The sequence below is a fragment of the Clostridiales bacterium genome (assembly GCA_017961515.1).
In the GTDB taxonomy this organism is placed as follows: domain Bacteria; phylum Bacillota; class Clostridia; order Acetivibrionales; family RGIG10202; genus RGIG10202.
In genome coordinates this window covers 1-11,257 of the sequence record JAGCXC010000045.1, presented here as the reverse complement: position 1 = coordinate 11,257, position 11,257 = coordinate 1, and the positions used below count along the sequence as shown (strand labels likewise).

The window sequence follows — 11,257 nt, the reverse complement described above, 5'->3', positions numbered from 1 at the left end:
CACTGCTGACCCTCTATAGAAATTATATGGAATGTCTGTAAGTCTTCCATAAATAGGATTAAAACCATTCTTATATGCATTATAATTAAGAATATTTATATTTTCATACTCGAACTTATCTATCGCAGGTAAAGACCCACTAGCGCTTGTATTAATCCATATCCCATTCTTTTCGGTAGGCTCTGCTGATTGTGCGAACACATTTAGTTCTAATCCTTCTCCGCCACCTCCACCTTTGACCGGTATATTCATTCTTCCTTGCATAATTTCCCCTCCTATTATTAATATTTTTACAGCACTGGGTTTATCACCCAGCACTCACTATGGATTAGTCTCAGTTACATCAGTAGTTTCAATTAATAACAATGTCATTGATACTGATGTTGTTGGAGCTGTTGATGTAATTATTGTAAATGAGCCAGCGCCTGAATTAATATAACCATCTTCAAACTTTGCAGCATTCTCTTCATCTAATATACCTTCGATGTAAGTATCTGCTGTTACATGAGTATTGCTCCCTGTATACTCATATTTATGAGTTGTTTGGTTTTCTGTCCAAGCACTAGAAGCTATAGTTACATCTAATCTTTTTACTCCCAAGCCTTCTATTGCTGTTGTATTGGCTGATATTCTCGCATCTAGTGCTGCGATTGCTCCTGATGAGTTAAATTGACCTCTCATTTACATCATCCTCCTTTTAAAAATATTAATAATAAATTTACTGCCCCAGTCGGTTTAACGAGGGCAGTAATTGTATATGAACCATTATTAGATTCAATTTCCGCATCAACGAGCAATCCTTCGTACTCATTGACTATTATATATGTTGACGGCGTTACCGTATCTTTTTCAATCGTACATTCATATTTATTTATACTTGCATTATATATCCAGTCATCACGTGTTATCGTAATTATCTGGCTCGTTATTGGATTACTTAATTTATCTACTATTGTCTCTAAAATTGCAATATCACTACTATTTTTTGCGATGTTTGCTGTATTATCAATTACCGAATTTTCTAATGTATGTATACTATTTGTATGATTTTCTAAAGTAGAATCAATTTGTTCTAAGTGCTCTTTTTCTCCTTCATACTCACCAAGCATTTGTATTAATTCTGTCATTATATCTTCGCTAGTTGAATCTTCGATATCATCACTATTACAACAAACAAAAACTACATCTACCTTAAAAGGCATTGTAGTAAGTCGTTCGCCATTCTCTATAATAGATATATCACATTTAATTATTCCTTCTAATTCGAGTGCCCAATCACTTAAAAATGCTATAACCACATTATTTTCTACTATAGCTCTGTAACATTTCTTTTCTCCGTCTAAACGAGTTATATTAAGTACTACAGTTGCAGATGGAGAAATAGTTACAGCTTGTCTGTTGTTTTTTAGTGTTATTATCAGATATCTAGAATCAATATCATTTTGTTTCGATACAATTTTAACACTATTTTTTATTGCAAAATCTAGTGTTATCTTTTGTCCTGATTGCATTCTATTACCTCCATTTACAAGTTAATATCTGTAAAATGATAATCTCCAAAACAAATTACTACTGCTCCGTTTGTCCCTGAGTATCCATTATGTTCTTCATCTGACGAACTTAAAGAATAGCCACCATTACCTCCATTACCATAACCTTTAAATAATTCTGTTTCTCCTCCTTTTCCAACTTCTCTATACCCTCCATTTGTACCATCTATTGAACCTCCATACCCACCTCCATAAGAATTAAAAGATCTATAACCTCTTCCACCTTTCGTTCCTTCATTCGCTGTAACTAACACATTTTCTCCTCTTTTTATACATGATATACCACCTGATTCTCCGGCAGTGTTAATGCTAGAATTATTTATTAGAGTTTCATTCCCAATACCACCAGTTCCTCCTTCGCCTACAATTACAGTAAGCGTTTCTTTAGGCGTAACGTTTATTACTTGGTCTATCACATATGCTCCTCGACCACCACCACCGCCTCCATACTCATTAAATCCACTTCCGCCACCGCCTCCGCCACTAATTAATGATATGGTAAGGTTTGTGATACCAAACGGAACTTTAAAAGAATATTCTCCTGCTGTTGTATATTTTTTAAATCCTCCAATTTGCTGAATATATTCGGCAAATTCCTCTGCTAATACTAATTCGTTTAAACTAACACCACTATCCTTTATATCTCCATTTGTATCAATTTCAACTAAGTCCCCACTAATCCCATTAATAAGTTTACTGGCTTTTCCCTCTACAGCATTATCTATTATGTCTGAATTTCCGTTGAAATCTGATATATTATAGAAATCTTCAGGATTTGGCTTTTTAAGATTCAAATTTTCTGTATATGTAGCCATTAAAACACCTCATTTCTTAATTGATTGTTTGTGTACTCTTCTAGCTCTTCATAAGTAAATCCATGTAAGCCTGAATGTCTATTATATATCTCACTTATTTCTATCACTATATTTGCTGGAACCATTTTTTTTAATAATTTTTCTATATCATAATAATTGTTCATTGCAACAAGCCCTAATCCAACAACTAATCTATACTCTTCTGGAATTAATACTACAATATATCCATCATCTCCACAAAGCATTTTTAGTTTTTCTTTTAACATATTTAACGTGAACGGTAATTCTTCATTCAACCTAGACTTAATCGTAAATTTTCTTTCTTCAAGTGTAGCCGTTGTTTTAGGAGATATATTTAATATCTTTTCATATCTTCTAACACCCGCTTCATTTGCAGATTCAACAAACTGATTATTTAGCGTATCTTCTAAGTTCTGCCACAATATATCAATTTTTTCTTGTTCTCCATCTTCTAGTATTGCTTTATATTCTCTAATATCTTGCAACATATATGGAATATATTTAATCAGTTCCTTGTGATACATTAGTTATCTCACCCCTTACAGGAATGTTATTTGCATTAAGAACCAAATTACTAGATTCATTATTAATTTTAGTATTCTCAATATCTAAAACTCCTTCTAATTCTAAAAGTCTTGATTCTATTTGGCTAATTCTAACAACCAATGCACTTTCATTTTCCCAAGTTTTTGCTAGCTCCAAAAAATATTCATCAATTTTATTTTGCAAATATGGCAATATATCTTCCCATACCCATGTATCTCTTAATGTAATTGTTGTTGATATATCAACTGTTGTTTCTCCTACTCCTTGTACTGTGACAACATGTCCTATTGGTGCAAGTCCAATACCTTCTCCTTGATTAGAGGCAGGGTCTATTGCTGTTTGGATTTCATCAACAAATGTACTAGATGGTGACTCGTATGAAGAATTAATTATAACAAGCTTTACAGTTCCTCCGCCGTTCCAAGTAGGATATACTTTAACTCCTCCTACTCCTTGCAATGCTTTTGTTTTATTTTTATAGTCTGATACATTTCCTCCAAAAGCAGGAGAATTTAGCGAATCTAAATAACGTTGTCTTAAACTTTCGGTATCTTCTTCATCCTCACCTGGTATTAGTACATCTGTCAATGTAGCTGTCTCTAATCCGTCTATATAATCTATTGGTATTAATGCTCCTGTTTCATTATTCCCATCAATTCCAGCACTTTCACACTCCAACTTATACACTTCATTTGACACTTTTTCTATCACTTTATAATTTAGCATATTTAGCGAAAATCTAGATCCTATAGGAATATCAAGTGTACTTGGCGTAAACTCACCCTTTCTTATTGCAGGTGTTGCATTTTTTACAACAACTCCTCTCTCTGATGCTCTTCTTATCAAAAAATCTCTAGTTTGTGTATCTGCAAAACTTTCATTTAAAACATTGTCTAACTCTATATACATATTAGCTAATTCAACCGCTGCTGGTGCTAATGCCGTATATATAATAGAGCCTTCTCTTGTATCTATATTGGGATTAGAAGTATTAACAGCATTAATCATTTGGCTTAATATACTTTCATATGTTTTAGCCTCATACATTATATACTCACCACCTTTTCCGTATCAATTGTTCCAAATATAGTATCCACATTGAACCTACAAGTTAGTGTATCTTTATTAGATATATACGAAAAATTATATACATCCTTTATTCTTGTATCCTGCATCAATGCCTCTTTTATCCTTCTCTCCAACTCTACTTTGACATAATATATTGGCTTTCCTATTAAATCCTCTAACTCCACTCCATAATTCCACGAATATATTACATACTTATACCGCTCCACATTAAGCATCAAATATATTGCTTGCTTAACCGCTTCTATTCCATCTTTATATCCCTTTATTCTATTATTATCTATTTGCAAACTAAATGTCCTAGATGTAGGCTCTTGCACATCAAAATCAATTACTGCATCTACTTGTGGCAGCATTTTATCACCTCACTCTATCTAAAACAAAATATTTTTGTCCACCTAAATTTCTTATCATTACTACTTTATCCCCTTCTTGTAATCCCAATTTTACTTTAAATACTTTTGTACCTTTATAATCATGATTATGTGCTGCAAAACTTGCTGATCCGCTACCACCACTTTTATTTTCTGTAGTATGGTCAACTTCCATATATACATCAAAATCCTGTACCAATGAACTTAAATACAATTGCTTTTTTGTTAGTGTTATCTTCTGTTCTATTGATATTTGAAGCGGCTCTGTACTAATTACTGTACCAAAAATTATATCAGACGGCTTTATTGCACTATATGCATTCTTAGCAATCTGACTTATTGTTTCGTTAAGACTAGGCATTCAACACACCTCCTACTAAGTCTAAATCCATTGTATGTAATCCTTCAGAATATTTATGTTTTACCTTTTCTGCTATAAGCCATGAATTAGCATCAATTTCTCCTAACTTTAGTGATACCATAATCATACTACCTGCCCTAACTTTAGAATATCCTACCGCTTCCTTAATTGTAAGATTTCTTGTTTTATTGTTGTATAATTTTAGCATGCCATCTGCCTTATCTTTTGCCCCTTGATCAGAATTAATCTTTTCAAAATATTGTAATACTCCCCATTTATTGATATTCTCTCCATCTTTTGATATATATATCTCCCTCTTACCTGCATCTTTATTTTCATATATAAGTTTTATTTGATTATATGTTTCTCCATCAATAGATGTCTTATAATCCAAATCTTCTGCTACATTTTCATCTATCAACACATTTATTTTCATTGATTCAATATTGGATAATGTAAGCTTTCCTGCATTATCATACAACACATACATTTGCTTTGTAGATAACAATGTTATGTCCAATGCATTTTGTATAATATCAAATAATGTCTGATTGTCTTCTACCCTTGTCTCAATCTTATGTTTTGTATCTTCTATACTACCTAATTTCAGTGAAAAATCTTCTGCTAACATCTGAACAACCTCTGATGCTGTCTTATTCTCATATACATACGTGTCCTTATTTTTCAAATATCTTAATTGGTCATACGCTGTAACACTAATCGCTCCATCTTTATTTCTAGACTTACTAAACACAAATCCAAAGAACACTATATCTTCTCCATCATAAAACGATACTGCATCCCCCTCTGTAAAATTCAAAATATCATCCTTTACTACCTTAAATGTTAGCTTACCTGGCATTCCTTTTCTTGATGTTTCCCACTGCACATCTGATTCTACTACAGGCTCAAACATTCGTTCTCCGTGTTGTATATATAACGTATATCCCACAAAAAACACCTCCTATGGAATAGTAAGTACTTGACCTTCGTGTATTGTATACTTACTAACACCTTGTCCAGAATTAGCAGCATCTATCAATGTTTTATTAGCCTGATATATTGAATCATACTTACTACCATCGTTATAATATTTCTTAGATATCGCCCACAAAGAATCTCCACTGACTACTGCATGTGTTTTATTATCTGGAGCGGTTTTTATATCTCTTGAATCTTGTACTATTGCCACTCCATTTTGTACTATAACTTTTTTTGTACCATAAGCTTTGTACTGTTTTAACTTTATTGACACATTTAAATCTAATCCATTTTTTGCATCTTCTGTTATTGTATAATCCTCAAGACTTACTGATATATTACTATTAAACAAAATATCTTTTTCTCTTAGCCTAATTACAATAAATTGAAATGATTTCTTTGACCCTTTCAATTTTTCAAATAGATCTAAATAATATTTTGCATTATTATCATTTTTTGCAAATACATAATTAGTTTGTGGGATTAGTGCTTCAAAACTTATTTCTGTTAGTCCTGGTTGTTTTAATATATTTATATCTCCCTCGTTTATAAGATTTATAGTCTTATTGTTGTTTTTAATACTTATGGTTAGTTTAGAAGGAGTCACTGGAAGTTCTATACCATTCATAAAAAATATATACATTAGTAATGCACCCCCTCTGCACTCACTAACATTGCTTCATATACTTTAGTACTTAATGCATCAACTACACCATCTATGTCCATACTATTATTGATACTATTATTATTAGTCATATCAACTTTTATTTCTGCTGTTGTATATCTGTTTATTGCTTCTCGTTCTGCGATATCCACCATATACTCTAGTGAATCTTCTAATGCATCCATTGAATTTTTCATGGCTGCTGTATCTTCTGCTATCTGTCCTGTATTATTTTTTAAATCATCATTTGTATCTAATCCTTTTACTTCAAACATACTTTTGACACTATCTACTACTCCATCTCCCCACTTTGAGCCACTATCCCATGCTTCCTTTGCCCATCCATCTTTAAATGTTTCGAATGTACTCATCCCTTTATCAAATGCTTCCTTTATATCCACATATTCTTTCTTACCTTTTTGTGCTTCATCTGCTTTTCTAGCATAATCTTCTGCCTTATTAGTAATACCAGAATAATCAAATTCAATAAATGGCAATTTATTTAAAGCTTTACAAATTCCAGCTACCACATTTAAAGCTGTTGATAATAGGCTATAAAACAATGATTTAACCCCTTGTATTGCATTATGAAATGCTATTCCTATATTATCGCAACATGCCCAAAAGCCATTCCATATACCTAATACTATATTACAATACGTAAAAAATAAATTTTTCATTGCAGTTAATGCTACATTAATTCCTCCAGTTATAACACCAAAAAAGCTCTTTGCTACACCTGTAGCATTGGCTATGGCTTGACATACTGCAACTACTGCAGCAACAATTGCCACTATAATCATTAAAACCCAAGTTAAAGGACTAGCTGCCATTGCTGCATTTAGTCCATGCTGTGCTACCGTTAATGCAAATGTTGCCGCCGTTTGTATTGCTGTTATAGCTGCCGCCGCTAGCATTGCCCCTTTATATAAAATAAAAGCTGTTGCTACTCCTAAAACTATTGGCTCTATTATTGACCAATGAGATTTAAAAAATTCTACAACATCTGCTGCTATTGATATTACATCACCAAGTCTTGATGCTATCCATGATACTGCAGTTGCAAAGCTCATACACATTTCTTTTATTGTAGGTAGACTATCCCTAATAGAATTAAAAAAGTCCATTATTCCTATAGAAGCTACCTTACCCACTTCTTCCCTCACATCACCCCATGCATTTTTAAACGATATTATAGCACCTTGTGGAGTGTTACTCATTTTATCATACAACCCACTCCATGACTCACCTATTACCTCACTTATAACTGTAGCAGCACGCATATCTTGTGTCATATCTTTATACTTTTCTCCTAAAACTTCTACATACTCACTTTCTTTAGCTGTTCCATTTATAACAGCTTTTTGCGCATCTGTAAATGTAAAACCCTTTTTAGTCATTGCATCAAATGCTCCATTGGTTATCTTACCTAAGTTTGTAGCATAATTCACTATTGCTTGTGTATCTAGCTCTCCTCCACCAGACATACCTATAGAATAGTTAGCCAATGTATCCATCATCTTTTTAATTGCATCTGTATCTTTCATGTAGGTTGCAAATTCTGCTGCACCTGCTATCAATGATTCATCCCCATATATACCATTTTGCTGTATCTCTGAGGCTTTCTTCTTAATCTCATCATACGCCCCAGATACTGCTCCCATGTTTTTAAGTGTTACTTTTAATTGATTCTCTGCATTTGTTTGTATATTATTTAAATCCATACTACCACTAATAAAACTTATTCCTTTCCTTACTGCCGCAAAACCTAACAACCCACTTGCAATACTTTTTATTTTACTTCCTAAGCTATCTGCAGCACTTCCACCATTTCTCATATCTTCGTTAAACTGTTTTTGTTTATTGCTTGCATCCTTGATATTTTCCTCTATTCTAGTAAATTCGTTTTCTACTTTACTAAGTTCTTCCCTTGCACCTTGTAACGAATTTACGTTTATTGCATTTGATGATACCTTTTGCATACTCTCAAAACTATTTATAACTGTATTTAAAGCATTTGTCATATTCTTTAGTACCGGACTCATTCCATCTGTTAATTGTATTGCACTTTTTATTGTCGCCATTTTCCCCCTCCTTCCCACCTACTTTCTTTTAGCTTTTATTTTTTTAGCTTCTTTTTTGTCATGTTCAATCTTTAATTGAATAGATGCTACAATAAAAGCTTTTTCATTCACTGGAAGATTAATAAATTGTGACGGCAATATTTCTAATTTATGAAGACAATAGTATGCCACACAGGACTCTACATCGCCTCCATTAATTAGTTTTTTGCCTCTTCTACCTTATCTTCAAAACTCACATCAAATCCATTAATTTCTTGAATCTTCATCAAATATTCTGCATATTCTCCTGCAGTTAACATCTTTTTAAGTAATGCATCTGCTCCCATTACACCGTATGAATCTTGTAGACTCGCATCATTTAAATTAGGGTATACTGTACATCGTGCTGCAAGTTTTCCCACATATGCTTGGTAATCCGTCTCTGTTGTATATTGATATTTTTTCCCCGAGACTGGCACCTTTTTGGTGCAAGCTTTCCTTATCGCTTCATCCTCATCAGATGTAACTCCTTGTATTTCCCACTCTATAGGCTTACCATCTCCATCAACATATCTTTTTGATGCAACATACTTTATATTTTCAACCTTTATTGCATTTTCTTTTAGGAATGCTGTTAAATTGTTCATTATAATTTTCTCTCCTCTGTTATATAATTTTAGAGAGCTTTATAAAGCCCTCTACTATTTTTTAACCTGTCGGTTTTTCCGACTAGTTCAACCTAGAGAACTTTTCTGGAATTTCAAAATCTTCAAATGTAAAGTCTACACTTTCATCTATATACTCTGCATCCGCATCAAACTTAGTTAAAAGTCCTCCATCTAAATTACAGTCTTTTAATATTACTGTTTGTCTACCAACAGCTGATGTTGGATCCTCATTGGTCACTTGGATATCAAAATATATATCCTCTCCAGTATTTTTATATTTTAAAAGAAGCTCCCTAAACACGGATGTATTATAATGAAAAGTAGCCGAACCTGTCCCTTTCCAACCAGTCGTTTTATTCCCTTTCCCCGTCTTCCCTAAAATTGGAACCTCTGTTTTATCCTTTTCTATATTTGCTTCTAAATTAATTGCTTGCATGAAATTTATTCTATTTCCATCTAAAGTTATAAAACATTCAGCGAGTGATGCACTAATTGCATCCTTTGCATGCATAACTGCCATAATTTATTCCTCCTCCCAAATATTATTATTGTACAACTATTGTCATGTACAATTTCTCCATTGCATATATTGGAGTTATGTAATCTGTTATTACCACTGATTCTTTTGTATCTCCTTTTTCTACTGTAACACTATCTGCACTAAAATCTTCTATCGCTCTTAGTCTTTCTAGCTCCTGATGATGCTTTACAATATCATTCCACAAACTTATCCTTCCTGAATTATCATTTGGGATATTTCCTAAATACTTTGTGTTAAAAATTGCTGCGACATCGTTGCCTATTTGGTCTAATACTCTTATTACTTGGTTCTTAGAAAAGTCTGATTTCTTTTCTTCTGTTGTTGTAACAAATGTATTTATATCAGTCAATACACGAATCTTATCATTTACCTTGTGGAATACAAATTTACCTGACTCAAGCATTGTTTCTAATTGAGTCTGACTATAACTTACATTTATATCAAACTCACCATTATATACTGTATTGCTAAGTGATTTATTAACAGCACATCCAGCCTCTGCACCGGCTACCCAATATACAAGTTTGCCTGTGGTTATCCCTTCTCCTACCAAATTATTCTCAACTGATATTACACCTTCATAATCCGCCTCTGCATACTGATGCAACACCACCTGAAATTTTAAACCTATCTCATCTCTCATTCTCTTAGCCCATGCTACAAACAAGGCTTTAATACTAGATGTTGTACTAGGACATCCTACCACGTTAAAACTATAACTTTCTATAGCACTTAAAAATGCTTGATACGATGCAGCCGTAGCCTCTCCATCTGTACCACCACTACATGTTATCCCAGCAGTCAATGCAAGTGTAGCTGATGCTTTCCAATAACAATAATCATTATCTACTAAGTCAGCCATTGCTGTTATTGCTTTTTGTTCATCAACTAACACTCCTGAAAAATATGTTTGTACTACATATACTGGATTTTCCACTGTTGATGTTTCATCCGCTAATATAACTGTTTTTATTTGGTTGCCTCTTGTTCCTTTATACTTTGCAGTACAATATGTATTATCAGCCTTTGCTCCGCCTGTGTTGACCTTGTATAGATAAGCTTTTTTAATATTCAAAAATAGATCACGAAGTGGAGCAAGTGCATCATCCGCAAGACCATATCCTAAAAGTTTTAAACTATTTTCTTTGAAATCTTCACCTGTTACCTCAAACACTTCATCATCTTTCCCCCAGCCTATTATAATAGGCATTGCTACAATACCTCTATCTGACAGTATCGCATTCGCATTTTTGCTACTTACAAAATTTATATATGCACCTGGTAGCTTTTTATTTTGTGTTACCCACATTCCACCGCCTAACGCCATATTATCTCACCTTACTTTCTTTAAATTTTTTTACTAACTCTTCTGTTTCCTGTATAGAATATTTTTTGTCGTCAACTAAAACTACGCTTAGAATATCCCTTATTTCTTTATATTTATTAAAAGATAGTAATTGACCTTTTGTGTATAAAATAACATCATTTGAAGCTATTTTTGACGTTTTCTCCGCCATTATATTACCTCCTCTCTAATACCAACTTTAGTATCTACATCTCTCATTAGATCTTTTTTTTCTACTTTTT

Annotated in this window: 16 protein-coding genes; all 16 read right to left on the bottom strand. The window is 33.0% G+C overall.

The genetic code is table 11. From position 1 onward, the window contains the following. Positions 1 to 264, bottom strand: a 264-nt coding sequence (locus J6Y29_02985; protein MBP5426843.1) for a hypothetical protein, incomplete at its 3' end; no start/stop codon positions are given. A 57-nt stretch (positions 265 to 321) separates the two neighbouring features. After that, positions 322 to 681 (bottom strand): hypothetical protein, encoded by a 360-nt coding sequence (locus tag J6Y29_02980; GenBank protein ID MBP5426842.1) that lies wholly within the window; start codon positions 679 to 681, stop codon positions 322 to 324. 5 nt (positions 682 to 686) lie between these two features. Next, positions 687 to 1,511 (bottom strand): hypothetical protein, encoded by an 825-nt coding sequence (locus tag J6Y29_02975; protein MBP5426841.1) that lies wholly within the window; start codon positions 1,509 to 1,511, stop codon positions 687 to 689. 14 nt (positions 1,512 to 1,525) lie between these two features. Continuing rightward, positions 1,526 to 2,365, bottom strand: a complete 840-nt coding sequence (locus tag J6Y29_02970; protein ID MBP5426840.1) for a hypothetical protein — start codon at positions 2,363 to 2,365, stop codon at positions 1,526 to 1,528. Continuing rightward, positions 2,365 to 2,910 carry a DUF2313 domain-containing protein gene (locus tag J6Y29_02965; GenBank protein ID MBP5426839.1) on the bottom strand — a complete coding sequence of 182 codons (546 nt, stop codon included), beginning with the start codon at positions 2,908 to 2,910 and terminating at the stop codon, positions 2,365 to 2,367. Before J6Y29_02965 ends, J6Y29_02970 begins: the two co-directional genes overlap by 1 nt. After that, the gene (locus J6Y29_02960) at positions 2,888 to 3,979 is read right to left on the bottom strand and encodes a baseplate J/gp47 family protein (protein ID MBP5426838.1); all 1,092 of its coding nucleotides are present in this window, start codon (positions 3,977 to 3,979) and stop codon (positions 2,888 to 2,890) included. The genes J6Y29_02965 and J6Y29_02960 overlap by 23 nt, the downstream gene beginning before the upstream one ends. Next, on the bottom strand, positions 3,979 to 4,374 hold the full coding sequence (locus J6Y29_02955) for a DUF2634 domain-containing protein (GenBank protein ID MBP5426837.1): 396 nt from the start codon (positions 4,372 to 4,374) through the stop codon (positions 3,979 to 3,981). Before J6Y29_02955 ends, J6Y29_02960 begins: the two co-directional genes overlap by 1 nt. Before the next feature lie 4 nt (positions 4,375 to 4,378). Then, positions 4,379 to 4,753, bottom strand: a complete 375-nt coding sequence (locus J6Y29_02950; protein MBP5426836.1) for a DUF2577 domain-containing protein — start codon at positions 4,751 to 4,753, stop codon at positions 4,379 to 4,381. Next, entirely contained in the window at positions 4,746 to 5,669 is a 924-nt protein-coding gene (locus J6Y29_02945; GenBank protein MBP5426835.1) for a hydrolase, read from the bottom strand. Before J6Y29_02945 ends, J6Y29_02950 begins: the two co-directional genes overlap by 8 nt. A gap of 48 nt (positions 5,670 to 5,717) precedes the next feature. Beyond that, positions 5,718 to 6,377, bottom strand: a complete 660-nt coding sequence (locus tag J6Y29_02940) for a LysM peptidoglycan-binding domain-containing protein (GenBank protein ID MBP5426834.1) — start codon at positions 6,375 to 6,377, stop codon at positions 5,718 to 5,720. Continuing rightward, positions 6,377 to 8,482 carry a hypothetical protein gene (locus tag J6Y29_02935; protein MBP5426833.1) on the bottom strand — a complete coding sequence of 702 codons (2,106 nt, stop codon included), beginning with the start codon at positions 8,480 to 8,482 and terminating at the stop codon, positions 6,377 to 6,379. Before J6Y29_02935 ends, J6Y29_02940 begins: the two co-directional genes overlap by 1 nt. An 18-nt stretch (positions 8,483 to 8,500) precedes the next feature. After that, positions 8,501 to 8,680 carry a hypothetical protein gene (locus tag J6Y29_02930; protein MBP5426832.1) on the bottom strand — a complete coding sequence of 60 codons (180 nt, stop codon included), beginning with the start codon at positions 8,678 to 8,680 and terminating at the stop codon, positions 8,501 to 8,503. Then, positions 8,680 to 9,108 (bottom strand): phage portal protein, encoded by a 429-nt coding sequence (locus J6Y29_02925; protein ID MBP5426831.1) that lies wholly within the window; start codon positions 9,106 to 9,108, stop codon positions 8,680 to 8,682. The genes J6Y29_02930 and J6Y29_02925 overlap by 1 nt, the downstream gene beginning before the upstream one ends. 82 nt (positions 9,109 to 9,190) lie before the next feature. Next, a complete protein-coding gene (locus tag J6Y29_02920) occupies positions 9,191 to 9,649 on the bottom strand; it encodes a phage tail tube protein (GenBank protein ID MBP5426830.1) in 459 nt (152 codons plus the stop codon). 25 nt (positions 9,650 to 9,674) lie between these two features. Further along, positions 9,675 to 10,997: a phage tail sheath family protein gene (locus J6Y29_02915; protein ID MBP5426829.1), complete on the bottom strand. Its 1,323-nt coding sequence runs from the start codon at positions 10,995 to 10,997 to the stop codon at positions 9,675 to 9,677. Between the two features lies 1 nt (position 10,998). Next, positions 10,999 to 11,187: a hypothetical protein gene (locus J6Y29_02910; protein MBP5426828.1), complete on the bottom strand. Its 189-nt coding sequence runs from the start codon at positions 11,185 to 11,187 to the stop codon at positions 10,999 to 11,001. Positions 11,188 to 11,257 lie beyond the last annotated feature (70 nt).